This window comes from Sphingomonas sp. CFBP 13733, from assembly GCF_014841795.1.
Lineage (GTDB): Bacteria > Pseudomonadota > Alphaproteobacteria > Sphingomonadales > Sphingomonadaceae > Sphingomonas > Sphingomonas aerolata.
Genome location: NZ_JACYUP010000006.1, coordinates 1 through 17,016, shown reverse-complemented (window position 1 = coordinate 17,016; position 17,016 = coordinate 1). Strand labels below are relative to the sequence as shown.

Sequence of the window (17,016 nt, the reverse complement as noted above, 5' to 3'; positions counted from 1 at the left end):
GAGAGTCGTTCGCACTGTCAATGCTAATGCGACTGGTTCTCAAGTCGACTCGTCGAACAGCCAGCTTCGCAAGGCACTGGCAAGGTTCGGGGGCACGTCCGCGACGATGCGCAGCGCGTCGATCTCGGCGACCAGCGCAGACAGAGGCAGGCCGAGACGGACCGCCTCGCGTTCGAGCGCCTGCCAGAAGATCGGTTCGAGGCTGATCGACGTCTGGTGACCGGCGATCGTGATCGACCGCTTCACGGGGCCTGCAAACCCGCCGCGCGGGGGGGCGATCACGCGCGTGGTGGCCGAATGGCCGTCACTCGGTGTCGAAGAGCGATGCGAGCTGCTCGATGATCGTCCCGCCGAGCTGTTCGACGTCCATGATCGTCACCGCGCGCGCATAATAGCGCGTCACGTCGTGGCCGATGCCGATCGCGACGAGCTCGACCGGCGACCTGGTCTCGATCCAGCCGATCACCTGACGCAGATGGCGTTCGAGATAGGAGCCCGAATTCACGCTGAGCGTCGAATCATCGACCGGCGCGCCGTCGCTGATCACCATCAGGATGCGGCGTTCCTCGGGCCGCGCGACGAGCCGGGCATGCGCCCACATCAGCGCCTCGCCGTCGATATTCTCCTTCAGCAACCCCTCGCGCATCATCAGCCCGAGCGAGTTGCGTGCGCGCCGCCACGGTTCGTCGGCGCGCTTGTAGACGATGTGGCGGATGTCGTTGAGACGGCCGGGCTGGGGCGGGCGACCCGCCGCAAGCCAGGTCTCGCGCGACTGGCCGCCCTTCCATGCGCGCGTGGTGAAGCCGAGGATCTCGGTCTTCACGCCGCAGCGCTCGAGCGTGCGCGCGAGGATGTCCGCGCTGATCGCGGCGATCGAGATCGGGCGTCCGCGCATCGACCCCGAATTGTCGATCAGCAACGTGACGACGGTGTCGCGGAAATCGGTCTCGCGCTCGGCCTTGTAGCTGAGCGACAGCGTCGGGTTGACGATGACGCGGGCGAGCCGCGCCGCGTCGAGGATACCCTCCTCCTGGTCGAAATCCCAGGAGCGCGACTGCTGCGCCATCAGGCGGCGCTGCAGGCGGTTGGCGAGCTTCGAGACCGCGGACTGGAGATGGACCAGCTGCTGGTCGAGATAGCCGCGCAGTCGTGCCAGTTCCTCGGCATCGCACAGCTCGGTCGCGGCGATCACCTCGTCGAACTGCGTCGTCCATGGCTTGTAGTCGAACGCGGTGCCCATGTCCGCCATCGGCCGGTTGGGGCGGACGGGCTGCATGCCCTCCTCACCGTCATCGCCGGCCTCGCCGTCGATGTCGTCCATCGACTCGTCGCTCTGCTCCTGGCCGTCGCTTTCCTCGTTCTGCTGTTCGGACTGTTCGCCGCGCGCCTCGACTTCGCCCTGGCCGTCCTCGCCCTGATCGTCGCCTTCGTCGCCCTCGTCCTGCTGCTGCTCGTCGGTGCCCTCGTCCTCGGAGCCGCCCTCTTCGCTCTCCTCGGGGACCTGGTCCGCCTGGACGAGCTCGAGCTCGGCGAGCATCTTGCGCGCCAGGCCCTGGAACGTCTTCTGGTCGTCGATCGCATAGGCCAGCGCGTCGAGATCGGTCTTCTGCTCGATCCACTCGCGCACCAGCGCGAGGCCGGGGGCGGCGACCGCGGGCGATTCCTGCCCGGTCAGCCGCTCGCGCACCATCAGCCCGAGCGCGGTCGACAGCGGCACCTCGTCGCGGTTGCGCGCGCGCGTGATCGGGTCGGCGCGCAGCCGGACGTCGAGCGCCATGGCGAGATTGTCGCTGATCCCGGCATAGCCGCGCGACCCCAGCGCCTCGACACGTGCGGTCTCGACCGCATCGAACACCGCCCGCGCGACCGCCTCGACCGGCGCCGCACGGTTATGCAGCGCAATGTCGTGATGCTTCAGCTGAAGCGCGAAGCCGTCAGCGAACCCGCGTGCTTCCGCGACCTGTTCGGGGGGCAGCGCGCGCGCGGGCATCGGCACCTTGATGTGCTTGCCCGACTGCGCCGGCGCGTCCGCGGTGAAGGCGAGCTCGACCTCGGGCTCCTCCGCGATCGCGCGCGCGGTGCCGGCGAGAACCGCCTTGAACCGGTCGAGGGGCGTTTCGTTCGCCAAGGCCTCAGGCCTTGCCCATCACGCTCTCGGGCAGGTCCTTGCCGAACACGCGCTGGTAATATTCCGCGACCAGCGACCGTTCTGCCTCGTCGCACTTGTTGAGGAACGACAGGCGGAACGCGAAGCCGACGTCGCCGAAGATCAGCGCGTTCTGCGCCCAGGTTATGACGGTACGCGGGCTCATCACGGTCGAGATGTCGCCGTTGACGAAGCCCTTGCGGGTCATGTCGGCGACGCGGACCATGTTCTCGACGACCTTCTTGCCGTCGGGCTTGTCATATTCGCCCGACTTGGCGAGCACGATCTGCGCCTCGACCTTGGCGGGGAGGTAGTTGAGCGTGACGACGATGTTCCAGCGGTCCATCTGGCCCTGGTTGATCTGCTGCGTGCCGTGATACAGCCCGCTGGTGTCGCCGAGGCCGACCGTGTTGGCGGTCGCGAACAGGCGGAACCAGGGGTTCGGGCGGATCACGCGGTTCTGATCGAGCAGCGTCAGCTTGCCTTCGGTCTCGAGCACGCGCTGGATCACGAACATCACGTCGGGACGCCCTGCGTCATATTCGTCGAACACGAGCGCGGTCGGGGTCTGCAGCGCCCAGGGGAGCAGGCCTTCGCGGAACTCGGTGATCTGCTGGCCGTCCTTCAGGACGATCGCGTCGCGGCCGATCAGGTCGATGCGGCTGATATGCGCATCGAGATTGATGCGGATGCACGGCCATTTCAGACGTGCCGCGACCTGTTCGATATGCGTCGACTTGCCGGTGCCGTGATAGCCCTGAACCATCACGCGACGGTTGTGCGCAAAGCCCGCGAGGACCGCGAGCGTGGTGTCCGCGTCGAAGACATAGGCGGGGTCGAGATCGGGCACGCGCTCGTCCGCCTCGGAGAAGGCGGGCACCTCCATGTCGGAATCGATCCCGAACATCTCGCGCACCTTCACCATGCGGTCGGGTGCGTCGAGAATCGTCGTCTCGCGGCTGTCGGGCTGGGTATTGGGGATATCGGTCATGCTGGCCTCGTGTTCCCGGTAGCTCTAGGCCAAGCGCGGGTGAATACTCAACCGCGACGTACGCGATTGTCGGGAAGACATCATCGAACCGCCGGACGCGCGATGGGTTCCCGCCCCGCCGGGAATGTGGCGGGGCAGGGCTTCGGTTTGCGTTCCTATCGGCCGAGCAGCACGCGCGCCTGGCTGGCGATCTGCGCGAGCATCGCGGCGTTCGGGACGGCGGCGTGGCGTGCACGGTCGATCACCGCCTTGAACTGCGCGACGCGGGTGGCATTGCTCGCCAGCCACGTGTCGACCGCGCCCTGCGGATCCCTGGCCCCGCACCGCGCGAGGAACTCCAGCCGCAACTGCTGGAAATCGCGCGCAAGTCCGGCGATCAACAGGCGTTCCCACGGATCCGACGGCGTGATCCGCGCGGCATTGGCCTGTGCCCAGTCGAGCCCGAGCGCCTGCCCCAGATGCGTGAAGGCGCGGGTCAGCACCGCCTCGTCGAGCGCGAGGCGCTCGCCGAGGTCGGCAAGCCCGACCGCACCGTCGAGCTCGAACAGCCGGACCACCTTGATCGCGAGGTCGTGCGGGGCACCCGCGGTTTCGAGCTGCGCGGCGATGCGGTCACTCTGCGCGCTCGCCTCCTCGAGGAGCAGCGCCTTGGTCTGGCCATCGAGATGCGTGATCCCCTTGGCGAGCCGGGCGAGCACGGCACCGGGCATCGTGCCGGGGGCGGACACGCGCAGCAGATCCGCGATCTGCGAGCGCGTGGCGACCGCCACCTCGTCGAACAACGCGATGCGTGCGGCTTCGGGCATCGGTCGTGACTCGATGTCCGCCCAGAGCGAGGGCAGGTCGAACAGCCGTTCGGCGACGACGAACATCGCCGCGATATCGCCCATCGCCGCGCCTTCCTCCTCGGCCAGCTCGAACGGGTGGAGCACGCCGAGCCGGTTGACGATGCGGTTGGCGAGCTTGGTCGCGACGATCTGGCCGCGCAGCCGGTGGTCGTCGATCGCCTGCGCGAAATGCTCGCGCATTGCGGCCGGGAAGGCGGCGTGAAGATCGGGTTTCAGTGCGGGGTCGTCGCCGAGCCCGGCATGCTCGATCGAATCCTGCAGCGCGAGCTTCGCGGTGGCGAGCAGCACGGCGAGTTCCGGACGCGTCAGGCCATGGCCGTCGAGCCCGCGGCGGAGCAGGTCGTCATTGGCGGCCAGCCCCTCGACCGCGCGATCGAGCCGTCCGCTGCCCTCGAAGATCTCGATGACGCGGACATAGCTCGGCATCGAACCCGGGCCGCCACCGCCGCCGGTCGCGCCGCCAAGCCCGCCGGGCCCTGCCAAGGCTCCCGCGCCCTCGGCGATCGACAGTGCGAGCGTCTGGAGCCGGTTGTCCTCGAGCACGAGATGCGCGACGTCGTCGGTCATGCTGGCGAGCAGCGCGTTGCGATCTTCGTAGCCCAGGCGTCCCTCGATCATCTCGCGGTTCAGCGCGATCTTGATGTTGACCTCGTTGTCCGAGCAGTCGACGCCCGCCGAATTGTCGATGAAGTCGGTGTTGATCCGCCCGCCGCGCTCGGAAAACGCGATGCGCGCGGCCTGCGTGACGCCGAGATTGGCGCCTTCGCCGATTGCGGTGACGCGCAGATCCTCGGCGTTCACGCGCAGCCGGTCGTTGGCGGGATCGCCGACCTGGACGTTGTTCTCGGATGCCGCCTTCACATAGGTGCCGATGCCACCGAACCAGAGCAGGTCCGCGGGCGCCTTGAGGATCGCGGAGATCAGCGCGCCGGGTTCGATCTCGTCGACCGCGATGCCGAGCACGGCCTGCGCCTGGGGCGAGAGACGGATGACCTTGGCGGTGCGCGGATAGACGCTGCCGCCTTCGGAGATCAGCGCGGTGTCGTAATCCGCCCAGCTCGAGCGGGGGAGGGCGAACATGCGCGCGCGCTCGTCCCAGCTGGCGGCGGGATCGGGGTTCGGATCGATGAAGATGTGGCGATGGTCGAACGCCGCGACGATCTTGAGCGACTTCGACAGCAGCATGCCGTTGCCGAACACGTCACCCGACATGTCGCCGCAGCCGACGACGGTGATCGGATCGCTCTGCACGTCGATGCCGCGCTCGGCGAAGTGACGCTGGACCGAGACCCAGGCGCCCTTGGCGGTGATGCCCATCGCCTTGTGATCATAACCGACCGAGCCGCCGCTCGCGAACGCGTCGCCCAGCCAGAAATCGCGTTCGAGCGCGAGCGCGTTGGCGACGTCGCTGAACGTCGCGGTGCCCTTGTCCGCGGCGACGACGAAATAGGGATCCTCGCCGTCGAGGATCGCGACGCCCGCCGGATGGACGACCTTGCCCTCGACGATGTTGTCGGTGATCGACAGCAGCGTGCGGATGAAGATCCGGTAGCTCTCGGTCCCTTCCGCCAGCCACGCGTCGCGGTTCGACGGGGCGGGGAGCTGTTTGGGATAAAAGCCGCCCTTCGCGCCGGTCGGCACGATCACCGCGTTCTTCACGCGCTGCGCCTTCATCAGCCCGAGAATCTCGGTGCGGAAATCGTCGCGACGGTCGGACCAGCGCAGCCCGCCGCGCGCGACCGGGCCGGCGCGCAGATGGATGCCCTCGATCCGCGGGCTGTACACCCAGATCTCGCGCCAAGGCACGGGCGCGGGGAGGCCGGGGATCAGGTGGCTGTCGAGCTTGAACGCGAGCGCCTCGGCCGCGGCGGGCGTGAAGGCGTTGGTGCGCAGCGTCGCGCCGACCAGGCTATGATAGGCGCGCAGGATGCGGTCGTCGTCGATCGCGGTCACCGCGTCGAGCCCGGCCTCGATCGTCGCGTCGGCATCGGCGGGATGCCCGGCATCGGCCGGATCATGCGTCGCGGCGAAGCGCGCGATCAGCGCGGTCGCGACCCTGGGTGCGCGGCGCAGCGCGTCGACCACCGTCGTCAGGCCGTAGGGCAGCCCCGCCTGGCGCAGATAGCGGAACCAGGCGCGGAACAGCACGACCGCCTGCGGGCTCATCCCCACTTCGACGATCAGCCGGTTGAACGCGTCGTTCTCGGCCGCGCCCTCGAGCACCGCGGCGATCGCGCGCTCGAGCGTCGCGGCGTCGGCCTGTGCGACCGCATCATTCGTCTCGAGCACGAAGTCGTGCACGAAGGGATCGCTGTCCTCCTGCAGCCGGGTCGGCAATTCGCCGATCACGCGGAAACCGAAATTCTCGAGCACTGGCACGGCATCGGACAGCGGCAGCGCGCCGCCCAGCTTGTAGATCTTGAGCTGGCGGTCTTCGCCGGGCGCGCTGGAGATCAGGCGCACCCCGCGCGAGCCCGGCCCGTCGAGTGCGGCAAGCCGCTGGATGTCCTCGGCGGCTTCGGCCGGGCTGCTGAGGTTGCGGTAGTTTTGCGGGAAGGCGGCGGCCCAGCGCAGCGCGAGGCGGGCGGCGCGCGGCGACGGCAAGGTCTCGACCAGCGCGGCCTCGACGTCGGACACCCAGCCGCGCACCATCCGCTGCAGCCTGAGCGCGAGCGGCGCGACGTCGGGCACGCGGCCTTCGCCGCGCAGGTCGAGCGTGTAGCGCAGCATCGCGGTCTCGCCGTCCTCGAGCGCGATCGACCAGTTCAGAACGGTGGCATTCGCGGCCTCGGCGAGCATCTCGCCGATCGCGGTGCGGCGGCCGGTCGTGACGTCGTCGCGCGGCAGCCAGACGAAGCCGAACAGATGACGGCCGAGCGGCGATGCGACCAGCACCAGCGCGGGACGCGGCCGGTCGGCCAGGCTCATCGCGGTCAGCGCGAGTTCCTCGAGCGCGTCGGGCGCGAACGCGATCACCAGATCATGGGGCAGGGCGGTGAATGCGTGGGTCAGCGCCTTGCCCGCATGGCCGCGGGGATCGAAGCCGAACTTCGCCTTCATCGCGGCAAGTCGCGTGCGCAGGATCGGCACGTCGCGCGGCATCGTCGCCAGCGCCGCACTGGTCCACAGACCGCTGTAGATCGACAGCCCCGCGATCGTCTCGCCCTCGATCACCGGGACCACGACCAAGTCAAGCGGGACGGCGCGGTGGACGGTCGAGATCAGGTTCGACTTCAACAGCAGCGGTGCGAGATTGCCCGCCTCGAACCACTGGATCGCGAGCGCGCGCGAGGCCTCCGCCAGGATCGGCACGGCATGCGGATTGCGCGCGATGCCAAGCGCGGCGCCGCCGCTGCCGTCGCGGTGCCAGACCTGATGCCCGAGCAGCGTCAGATGCCCGTCGAGGAACCAGCGCAGCAGCGCCGCGCCTTCCGCATCGGGACCGTCGCTGTGAAGCAGCGCGATATCGGTCGCCATCGCGCCCTGCATCGCGCGCCAGTCCTTCACCGCCGCGCGCACATCGGCGAGCACCCCGGTCAGTTCCTCGATCAGCCCGCGCCGATCGCGCGCGTCGGCGCGCTCCATCTCGAGATAGATCAACGATTCGGCAGGGCCGCTGTCGCCGATCGCCTGGAGCACGCCGTCGGGGCTGCGCGTCGTGTGAACGACCGGGTGGATGATGCGATCGATCGCGATGTCCTGCGCGGCGATCGCCGCGGAAATCGAGTCGACCAGGAACGGCATGTCGTCGTTGACGATCGCCAGCCGCATGCGGCGGCGCGTGTCGTCGGCGCTGATCGGCTCGAGCGCGATGGCGGGCGCGCCATCGTCGCGGCGAAGCGCCGTGGCGACGACGAAAGCCGCGGCGTGCGCCGCCTCCGTCGTGCCGAAGTCCTTGAGTTCGCCCGGAAGCGCGCGTTCGGTCAACCGGGCGGCGAGCGCGTCGGTCAGCGTCGTGGAAAGATCAGCCATGACCGCGCCTATGCGCCGGGTAGGATACGACCTCAAGGCTTGTGGCAGGTGCGAACACCGCTGTTGCGGTGCAGCATTCGGATGCGCAACGGCGCGGCGCGAACACGGTTTTCGCCTACCCGATCGCGGCCATCGCCTGCGCGGTGAGGGCCGCGTCGTCGGTGATCGTGCCGATGATGTCGAGCCCGCCATCCACCCCCGCGCGGGCGACGAGCAGGACGATCGCGCCGGGCTCCGCATCGGTCCGGAGCACGACATGCGCCAGCGTGTCGGGCGCCGGGCCATCGGTCGGGCTGGTCGCCGCTATGGGGTCGGCGAATTCGGCACTCGGCCCGTCGGCCCAGATCGGCACGCCCGGCGAGGTGGCGGGCGCGTGCCCGGTCGAGGCCAGCGACGCGCCGAGCCCCGGCATCGTCGGCGCGTGGCGGGCATAGGCGGTGCGCCCGGACGCGGGTACCGGCGCGGCGCGAACCGCCGCCTCGAGCTCGGCGGCGAGCGTCGCCTGCATCCGGTCGTCGGCGAGTTCCTTCCAGTTGATCACGCCATACAGGAAATCGATGCCCTCGTCGCTCGACGAGAACGGCATGAGGATGCCGCGGTACAGCGTCGTTCGCCCGCGGCTGTTAACGAATTCGGCCTCGAACCCGATCGGCGCGCGATTCGCGATGATCTGCAGATAATGATCGGTCAGCCGCGACAGCAGCGACCGGCTGGGCACGTCGGCGATCGACGTGATCGGCCCGACCAGCCCGCATTCCTCACGCAGCTTGGCGCCGAGATAGGCGATTCGCGGATCATCGATCGTCATCACCGCCGCGGCATCCCGATCCGCATCCGCGCCCGGATCGGTGCGAAAGTCGAGCAGCACGCTGTGCGGTCCGAAATCGGCGATCGAGCCCGGATCGAGGTCCGCGATCGTCGGATAGGGGCGTCCCCTCAGCAGCGACACCCAGTGGTTATAGGCGCGGACGTGCATCCGGCGTTCGTCCCCGCCCAGATCGAACATCACGTCGTTGACGCCCGCGTCGGTCGCCCCGCCGGGAAGTCCCGTCGCGGCCTCGTCGATCTCGCCGTATTCGCCGTCCGGCTCGCGTCGCATGCCCATACCGAAAACTTCCCCGTTCACTTACGGCTGCTTGTGCACGCTGCTTGGTAAACGGCACGTAAATGCGGGTTAGTGCTTGTCACCGCAATTTTCTCCTGTTAAGCGCCGCCCCCTCGACCGGAGATATCCGTCGTCGGGCCGCTTTAGCTCAGCTGGTAGAGCATCGCATTCGTAATGCGGGGGTCACAGGTTCGAGTCCTGTAAGCGGCACCATCGACATCTAGTTGAAAACTCTCACATTTTTCTGTCCTCCCGCATGGTCGAGGATTTTTCAACTCCGGTACGGTTCCGGTGCATTGCACCCGGCGCAAGCTTTTCGATGTCTGAAATGATGCTATCGAGCGCGCGAACGACGCTGGGGAACTCGCCGATCGCATAGACCTCGGTCTGGCTTCCCGCGCGGTGGCCCATGAAGCCCTCCAAGTCCCATTTCTCGGCGCCGCGGTTGCGCACGAGCGTCGCCAAGCTGTGGCGCAGCACATAGGGGCGCCATTCGCGGGCGGTCGGCATGTCCAGCTTCTTCAGCATTGTGTCCCAGGCGCGATCGACGTCCTGCACGGGGCGGCCGTGATGGTTCACCAGCCAGCCGCGGCCTGCACGCTCGGCGGGCTTGAGCGCCATGTAGGCGGCGTATTCAGCGCGCAGCCAGCGATCGAGCACCGGCAGCACGGGTAGCAGCGCGCGATGCTTCTTGTTCTGCGTGCGGCCCTGCGGGTTGAGGTCGATCGTCGGGGCGCCGGGCCACCATTGCTGGCGATCGGGCGCGACGCTGATGTCGACCACTGCGCCGGGCCGCGCGATCGTGCAGACCGACGCGACGAGGAACGCGTGGAGCGAGCCGCGCTGGCGATCGGGTTCGGCGGCATAGGCGAACATCTTCGCCAGTTCCTCGACGCCGATTCGCGTGCGGCGCTGGCGCTGCACCTGGCGGGCGGGGAGGGGCTTGTAGATCGGGCGCTTGTCGGAGCGCGGCGGCTCGGCGTTGGCTGCGTGGTTCAGCACTGCGATCAGCTGCGCGATCGAAGCCTCAGTCGCGGCGGGCGAGCGGGTGCGCGATACCGTGACCTCACCTTTGCCGTTGCGCCACTCGACCGGCTGCAAGCGCGACCAAGCGCGAAACGCGTGGACGAAGACCGACGAGCAGGCGGCGGCGCAGCTGGTGGCGTGACCAAACCGGCCTTCCGCGCCCAACGACTGCTCAGCGTCAAGAAACCCGACGACGTGCGCCAAACGTCCGGCGATCGTGTCGGCCGACACCCGTGTGTCGCCCCACTCGATCTTATAGTCCGCGATAGCGTCGGTCAGCAGATAGGTCTGCGCCTGCGCCAGCGATTGGCCGCAGGCGTGGCAGAATGCCGGGGCCTCGCCCTTGTCGGCAAGATAAAGTTTGTCGAGCGCGAGGATCGCCGCCGTCTCGTCTACCGTACCCGTCGACGAGCTGCGCTCGCGTCGCGTGGCGGAATCGTACCACCAGACATAGAGATTGGGGCTTCGACGAGTTCCGTCTGCCCGTTCGTCATGAGCGAGCCAGTATTTGCCCCGTTGATAGACCGGCGGCGTGCGTCGCGACATTGTGTTCGTTCTTTCAGATATTCGGATTTGGCGCGGTGCGTCATGTCGAAGAGGCCGAGGCTGCCGAGCAGATCAAGGTCGGCGGACTCGAGCCGGATGCCCTTCCCAAGTTCGGCGGCGCGGGCGAGTTTCTGGTCGAGCCGGACGATCGAGGGGGCGTTCACTGGATCGCCTCGCGAAGCTTGTGGGCGTGGGCGACAAGCCCCTCGCTGCGCGATGCGAGCGCGGCGGCAGCATCCGTTAGGTTTGCGTCGGATGCGCCGCGGTCGCCGCTGATCTTGAAGTTCAGAGCGCGAACCGTGATGCACAGTTTGTCGGCCAGCCGGCCTTTGCCAAGCAATCCGGCGACGGTATCGAGCCCCATCATCCGGACCACCGCCACCGGAAACGCGACCTGTTCCCGTTTTCGGGAACAGGTGCCTAAACGTTTCAATGGCGCAGGTTTGCATGCTTTGGCGGGTGCGGCGCTGTTCATCATGCTGGTCCTCTTGGTGCGGGGCGATCGAGCGGGCGCGCCAGTGGCCGCTCTTGTAGAAAGCGTTTCGACAAGAGCGGTGGGGTGGCGGGGACATCTCCGAGCGCGAGGCCGCAAATGCGTTGCCATTCCGTCGCGACCGTCGCGACGATGACGCCGAGCGCGGTCGCGCCCCCGCCCATGAACAGGCCAATAGAGACGCCGTGGAAGATGGGCATCGTGACGTGGATCATGGGGCAATCCTTGCAGGCAAAAGGGTGGCGGCACCGGAAGCATGATCTTCCGAGGCTGCGGCGGGATGGTTCAGGACGGTCGCGGCAGCTCGGCCGCGGGAATCAGATCAGGGGATCAGCCGGGGGATGCCGACTTCCGCCGCGTCTGGCGCGTGGTCGTCATTGGCCGGCACGCGGTGGTCGTCGTTGGCCGGCAGGTGATTGTCGTCGTTAGCGGGCTTCGAGCGCCATTGGCCGTACGGCAAGCGGATCGCCGGCTTCGGGATCATGCTCGGCCGCACAATGCGGAAGATGCAGTGCCGCGCCACGGAGACGTGACCGCAATTGGCGTTCTGAAAAACATTGCGGATATCTTGCAGCAGCTGATCGATTTCAAATGAGTCACAGTCTATCGAGTGCGTTAGGCCGTGCGGGCACACCATGGCCGGAGCGCGCGGCGTATAGCTTCTCCTCTTCGTCACTGATGGGTCCCCCCGGTATTGCCCGACCCCGTCGACATGGTGGGACGAAGGAAATTTGGCAGGCGCCGACGAATGCGGCGTAAAACGCCGTCAACCTGCTGCGCCTCGACCAGCGCACGATGATGATCGCGCGGGGACGAACCGGGCTGGGCGGCGGCAAAAAGGGCGGAGTGCAGTTCTCCTGCCTTGTGGATGAAGTCGAGCGAATCCGCCACGAGCGCGAGGCGACAGGCTTCCTGCTGCAGGATCTTGATCCCGAGTTGCTGACTAAACGCGTCGCGGAACGGCGCATCCTCACCGCCTGCAAGGCGATGGGCGGTATCTAACGCCAGCGCTTGCATGAGGGTCGGCAGCGTTCCCGTGTCGGGGTCGGACCACTCGCGCATAGTCCGCGCGGAATAGTCGCGCTTAGTGAGCGCGGTGATGACGCGCGCAGCTTCGGCCGGGCCGATCTGCGCGAGAACCTTAGTCATCGCGTCCTGAAACGTATCGGGCGTGCGGAGCTTGGTCATGCGCCGCCTTCTCGCTGCAAAACCGAACGCTGATGGCAATCGACCTCGCCATAGGGAGGAGGTAGATCAGTTAAACGAGGCACGTCTGAGAGCCCATTAAGCGGAAATACAGCGGCTAGGGCACTGATCTGAATGCTAAGTTCGCGGGCCTTTTTCAAGACCTCCGGCTGCTTGGTCGATGGAATACGGCCTGCGGTTTTCGAGCTTTGAACGCTGGACGGCCGTTCAATGAGCGCAGCAGCCATCGGCCGGACGCCGCCAAATCGATCAAAGAGGTTGGATACAATGACCATGAGCAGCTATGTACGATAAAGTCGCACAGCATATCAACGATTATTTCGCACAGACAGCGTGCGAAATTTTCGCGACGTAGCACGCGTGGAACCCGCTGCTATCAGGCTCAAGAAACTGCGCGAGGCTGCTGATCCAGCTCTAAGCGTGCGTAAACTCGCGCAATTGCTAGGCATGCCCGCGTCGACGTACGCGTTTTACGAGGACCCGAAAAAATTTAAGAAGGCTTATCTGCCGATCGAACTGACAAAGTCACTCGCCCAGCATTTGACACCTCATGGCATAGACCAGTGGGATGTGTTGGCGCTGGGCGGCTTCGAGGAAACGAATGCGCCGTCCATCGAGGCCAGTATCACGCCCGTCGCGCAGTTCGCGACCATGCAGGTCCTGTTGCCAGACGCGCGCGCTCTGGAGCGGATGTTTCTTGGGATTCTGAAAGCTTCGGAGGGCTTGCCGCAGGAAGCGCTCGCGCGTGAACTCGCACAGCTGCTTCCCAGAGGGCTCGGGCTTCTTCAAGGGCCGCTCGTGTTCGAGCAGACGGATGACGACGATGCTCCTCAAGCCGATCCTGAAGACGGTCACGACGATCGTCCCGCGCGCCAGCGAGCATAGCGCAGGTTGTTTCACACCGAGCGCATCCACGCTCACATCGGGGCCGAGACTGGAACACTAAAACCATAACGCCGACTCATATCGTTCTTATTATGTTCCGGTCCGTACGGCGCGATTTCCAACAAAAATAGGGGGTGCCTGCGAAAACTGGCGTCTTCCTAACATCGGGCTGCTCAAAGCGAGAAAATCCGATCGCGGAATGGTTCAGCTTGGAGGGTTTACGCTGAGCAGATGTCATCCTTGGTGGAAAGCGGACCTTCCGTTTTGCAGGCCGGACCCCAGGAAACCGGCCGAACGGGTATCCCAGGTGCATCAATGTTTTGCATCGCCGAAGCCCGCGGTTTCCTGCCGTTCTTCGGCTGATGCGCAATCCGTGACTTCTGCATCGCGTCGCGGTTGAGGGGTAAATCGTTACGTAGGGTATTCGTCACCAGTCTAGGTGCATACTCAGCGGATCGGCAACGGGGAGACGCGGTGATGATGGCAACGATAATCACGTTCGGAATGGCCCTGATCGCATCCTTGCAGGCACAGGATACGTCAAAGGCGAATTCATCGTTTCAACAGGCAGCGCCTGCCGTCCCCGATAGCAAAACGCCTGTTTTTCCATATCCTGTGTACGTGGTGCCCGTTCAACAGAGGGACGATCGCACGCCTAAGCAGCGTTGCTGGGATAAAGAATCCGCCAGGATCGGGGAAACCCTCAGCGACCTCGATCGGCGTGCGATCGATCTGAAATGCAGCCAGCGGTAGCGATTAAACTTGATGCAAAACTTTTGATTTTCGCATCACGAACGGCGGCTTTGGGGATCGGCGGGACAAGCCTCGAATGACCGACTTTGGGCGGCTGCGGAACGGCTGCAATTCTAATGCCACGGCCCAAGCCGAATGCACCTATCAATCCAGAGTAAATGCCCCTTCTGGAAAGCCATGCCACCCCGTGCCCGTTCTCGCCTTGGCCATGATGGCCGCGGAGAAAAAGCTATGGGTACGTCAGAGTTCGATCCAATCGCAGGCGAACGCCGCCCCTGGAACGGCGGACGCAAGGTGGGTGCCAAGCGTGCACTCAAGCCGCGACAGGTCTGGGCCATTCGCTTCTTCCTCGATCAGCACCGGCGACTACGGGATCGAGCATTGTTTGACCTGGCGATCGACAGCAAGCTGCGTGGTTGCGATGTGGTCAAGATGAGGATCGGCGATATCGTCCTTGGTGGCCATGTCCGAACCCGTGCGATCATGGCTATAGAGGCGAGGTGGTTCGCTCGCCGACTATGTCTTTCCTAGCCGCACCGATCATGCCCGCCCGCTCAGTACGCGCCAGTACGCCCGGCTGGTTGCCGAATGGGTGAATGGCATAGGGCTGCGCCGTGAAGAGTATGGGACCCACTCGCTTCGGCGGACCAAGGCTTCCATCATCTACAAGGCGTCAGGCAATCTTCGCGCGGTGCAAATCCTGCTCGGCCACGCCAAGATCGAGAATACCGTCCGCTATCTTGGCGTTGATGTGGAAGACGCTTTGACTTTGTCAGAGGGCATCGAGGTGTAACTTACGCCGGCTTCTCGCCTCTGTGAGAAGCCGGACCGGGCGGACGAGCGTCGAAAGCAGCCCTTCCGCTGCCGCCCATAAGCGGACCCTAAGGTTGGTAGGGCCACCTCCAGATTGGGACATCCCTCGCGCCATGCAGACTTTGCCACGAAAGCTCCGCCGCCGGATGGGTAAGAAAGAGAACGCCTAGGGCGATAATGATCGCCGGAACGACTGCTTGCGCAACCAGCGCCTTACCACTTCGCATCTGCCAGGATCGAACCACACCTTCGAACACAATGCCGACCGCCGCTAACAGCAGCACGCAGCCAACCATTACTGATATCAAGAGGCCAAGCATCTCGAGAAAGTTCGCCGCCACAGGTGCGAGAAGCGCATTGGTAATCCACGCAAGGATCCAGCCACCGGTGAGGCGCAGGATTATAGGTAATTTCATGAAGCTAGTGACCATATCGCAGATCTACAGAAAACGTCCGCATTCCACCAGGTCGCGACGTTCGCACTGCTGATCGGCATTAATCCGAAGCGGTCAGTTTGCATTCGCCCAGTTCCGGCCGTTGCATACGGTCAACGATCGGCGCTTATGCAAGAGGCACGCCTTGCCAACCATGCTGCAAGCACTGGCAGCCCAAAGAGCAGTGGCGACAAGACGGCAAGCTTTGAAATAGCGGTTTGCGGTGGGTGCAAGATTAGAAATGATACTGGAATTATGTACGCAGCTAGCGCCATCAACCAAGTCACAGCTGGTCGAACGCCAGAATCTAACGCGCGCTGCCCACACAAGATGCCGAAACAAATCGGTAATGCTATAAGTGAATAATTTAATAGTGCGTGTTGTAGATTGTCAAATGACAAGAGAAGCAACGATGCCTGGAACAGGATAAGAGTGAAAGCTATTGGGGTAAAATACTTGGATTTTAAAGGGGTATTTGGCTTCAATGCCCCAGAGTCACGTACATCAAGAAAGATCGAGTAGATTAAAGCACAATCTACTACTATGCTGAGGGCGGCAAGTATAATCAGCCAATCGGGCACCGGGCGATTAGTCACGGGCTCAACGGCGAATATAAATGGCCCCCCAATCCCGAAAGCCACAACTAGACTGCGGACTATGTTTGATCGCTTTTCGGTGGGCATTTTTGCGGAACTAGTGGCATTTGTCGGACGGATCAACTCAGCTTTCGAGCCAAGGCGATTGTCCGCTCTCCACCAGGATCAGCCAGCCCGCTCACGCCCACAAGCGGGCGTTGATAGCCGCTTCGCTACCGACTACGAACACTGGACCTGAACGAGGAATATCTGGGAACCTGGCGTGATTAAACGGATTGCCTCCTTGTTAGTTGGTCTATCGTCCATTTCGCAGCCTCTCAGCGCGCAGGCAGACAAGGCTGCTTCCGCAAAGAGCGAGCGTTGGATGATCTATGACCGTGTGGCGTCCGACGGCAAGCCGCTGGTGGTTGTTGTCAAAGCGGGAAATGCCAGCGCTAAGGCTCTGCTGCTCAATGGACGTGCAACGGCCGTAATCTGCCGGGCCGATCTCCCGAATGTGAATGACCAAGGAATGCCAGAAGGTACACAGCGCCTTTACCCCTTAGAAGACAACATCGATAAGGAGCCCGCGTTACTTGCGTCAGGTGTAATTCGTGTCGCGAGCGTGACGGGTCAAGGTCAGCGTCGCATGTTCGTTTTGCATCGTGACCCGCTTGATCTGTCACAGTTACTAAGAACGATCAAAGCGCGAGGCTTTTCCTGCGATGCCTCAGAAGTGAACGATCGATCCGCATTGATTCGCCTTTTAACTCCTACTCCGCTCGAAGTTCAAATGAACGGTGATCAAGAATTTATCGCTAATGTCCAGAAAAGCGGCGATGATGGGCATACGGCGAGAAAAACTGACTTCTGGTTCTACGGAAAAAAGAGGTCGCTTGAAAAGCTTTCTTTCGATCTCAAGTCGAGAGGATTTACGATTGATCACTGGCTAAACGATCCGACCGGGGTAGTCCTTTCGCGTAAGATGCCGGTCGACTTTGCAGTATTCCGAGAACTAACGCCGATCATAGTCGAGGCCGTCAAGCGGTCCGAGGTCGATTACGACGGGTGGGAGACGGTTGTCGTATCTCAGCCTCCAACAAAGGCGGACGGTAGAAGGGATTATTAGCGATGTGAACCTAATGTCCGCTAACCACCAAAATCCGCCATTTCGCTATCATCCATTAGGCGTTCATTCGTGGTTTTCTCGAGCATTCTCAATG

General features: G+C 64.3%; 13 protein-coding genes, 1 tRNA gene and 2 pseudogenes. 4 read left to right on the top strand and 12 right to left on the bottom strand.

What is annotated here, in order from left to right; all coding sequences use genetic code 11:
• Window positions 1–39 precede the first annotated feature (39 nt).
• The 5 genes and pseudogenes from IFT71_RS17135 to IFT71_RS22020 form a co-directional block, all read right to left on the bottom strand.
• The gene (locus IFT71_RS17135; RefSeq protein WP_031393924.1) at window positions 40–282 is read right to left on the bottom strand and encodes a ribbon-helix-helix domain-containing protein; all 243 of its coding nucleotides are present in this window, start codon (window positions 280–282) and stop codon (window positions 40–42) included.
• Window positions 283–304: 22 nt separating this feature from the next.
• Entirely contained in the window at window positions 305–2,128 is a 1,824-nt protein-coding gene (gene cobT, locus IFT71_RS17130) for a cobaltochelatase subunit CobT (RefSeq protein WP_192142462.1), read from the bottom strand.
• A 4-nt stretch (window positions 2,129–2,132) separates the two neighbouring features.
• A complete protein-coding gene (gene cobS, locus IFT71_RS17125; RefSeq protein ID WP_031393922.1) occupies window positions 2,133–3,137 on the bottom strand; it encodes a cobaltochelatase subunit CobS in 1,005 nt (334 codons plus the stop codon).
• 155 nt (window positions 3,138–3,292) lie between these two features.
• A complete protein-coding gene (locus IFT71_RS17120; protein ID WP_192142456.1) occupies window positions 3,293–7,957 on the bottom strand; it encodes an NAD-glutamate dehydrogenase domain-containing protein in 4,665 nt (1,554 codons plus the stop codon).
• Between the two features lie 286 nt (window positions 7,958–8,243).
• Window positions 8,244–9,056: pseudogene (locus tag IFT71_RS22020) on the bottom strand (PAS domain-containing protein); the annotation flags it as partial.
• A gap of 143 nt (window positions 9,057–9,199) precedes the next feature.
• On the opposite strand from IFT71_RS22020, the gene IFT71_RS17110 reads away from it, so the two are divergent.
• Window positions 9,200–9,275 (top strand) — tRNA-Thr (locus IFT71_RS17110).
• A gap of 21 nt (window positions 9,276–9,296) precedes the next feature.
• Here the strand turns inward: IFT71_RS17110 and IFT71_RS17105 are convergent.
• The 6 genes from IFT71_RS17105 to IFT71_RS21225 form a co-directional block, all read right to left on the bottom strand.
• Entirely contained in the window at window positions 9,297–10,634 is a 1,338-nt protein-coding gene (locus IFT71_RS17105; RefSeq protein WP_192142454.1) for a hypothetical protein, read from the bottom strand.
• Window positions 10,635–10,794: 160 nt separating this feature from the next.
• The gene (locus tag IFT71_RS17100) at window positions 10,795–11,112 is read right to left on the bottom strand and encodes a hypothetical protein (RefSeq protein ID WP_192142452.1); all 318 of its coding nucleotides are present in this window, start codon (window positions 11,110–11,112) and stop codon (window positions 10,795–10,797) included.
• On the bottom strand, window positions 11,109–11,342 hold the full coding sequence (locus IFT71_RS17095) for a hypothetical protein (protein ID WP_031393990.1): 234 nt from the start codon (window positions 11,340–11,342) through the stop codon (window positions 11,109–11,111). The genes IFT71_RS17100 and IFT71_RS17095 overlap by 4 nt, the downstream gene beginning before the upstream one ends.
• Window positions 11,343–11,449: 107 nt before the next feature.
• A complete protein-coding gene (locus tag IFT71_RS17090) occupies window positions 11,450–11,803 on the bottom strand; it encodes a transcriptional regulator (RefSeq protein WP_342212687.1) in 354 nt (117 codons plus the stop codon).
• Window positions 11,800–12,315: a hypothetical protein gene (locus IFT71_RS17085; RefSeq protein ID WP_051916349.1), complete on the bottom strand. Its 516-nt coding sequence runs from the start codon at window positions 12,313–12,315 to the stop codon at window positions 11,800–11,802. The genes IFT71_RS17090 and IFT71_RS17085 overlap by 4 nt, the downstream gene beginning before the upstream one ends.
• Window positions 12,312–12,608, bottom strand: a complete 297-nt coding sequence (locus IFT71_RS21225; protein ID WP_206757457.1) for a carph-isopro domain-containing protein — start codon at window positions 12,606–12,608, stop codon at window positions 12,312–12,314. Before IFT71_RS21225 ends, IFT71_RS17085 begins: the two co-directional genes overlap by 4 nt.
• A gap of 85 nt (window positions 12,609–12,693) precedes the next feature.
• Here IFT71_RS21225 and IFT71_RS17080 point away from each other — a divergent pair, with 85 nt between their 5' ends.
• Both IFT71_RS17080 and IFT71_RS17070 read left to right on the top strand, forming a co-directional pair.
• Window positions 12,694–13,218: a helix-turn-helix domain-containing protein gene (locus IFT71_RS17080; protein ID WP_156363505.1), complete on the top strand. Its 525-nt coding sequence runs from the start codon at window positions 12,694–12,696 to the stop codon at window positions 13,216–13,218.
• A gap of 984 nt (window positions 13,219–14,202) precedes the next feature.
• A pseudogene (locus IFT71_RS17070) lies at window positions 14,203–14,764 on the top strand (tyrosine-type recombinase/integrase).
• An 88-nt stretch (window positions 14,765–14,852) separates the two neighbouring features.
• On the opposite strand, the gene IFT71_RS17065 reads toward IFT71_RS17070, so the two are convergent.
• Window positions 14,853–15,215, bottom strand: coding sequence for a hypothetical protein (locus IFT71_RS17065; protein WP_192142446.1), 363 nt, complete (start codon window positions 15,213–15,215; stop codon window positions 14,853–14,855).
• An 861-nt stretch (window positions 15,216–16,076) separates the two neighbouring features.
• Between IFT71_RS17065 and IFT71_RS21900 the strand changes: the two genes are divergently transcribed.
• Complete coding sequence (locus IFT71_RS21900; protein WP_192142444.1) at window positions 16,077–16,922, top strand: ribonuclease E inhibitor RraB; 846 nt, start codon at window positions 16,077–16,079, stop codon at window positions 16,920–16,922.
• Window positions 16,923–17,016 lie beyond the last annotated feature (94 nt).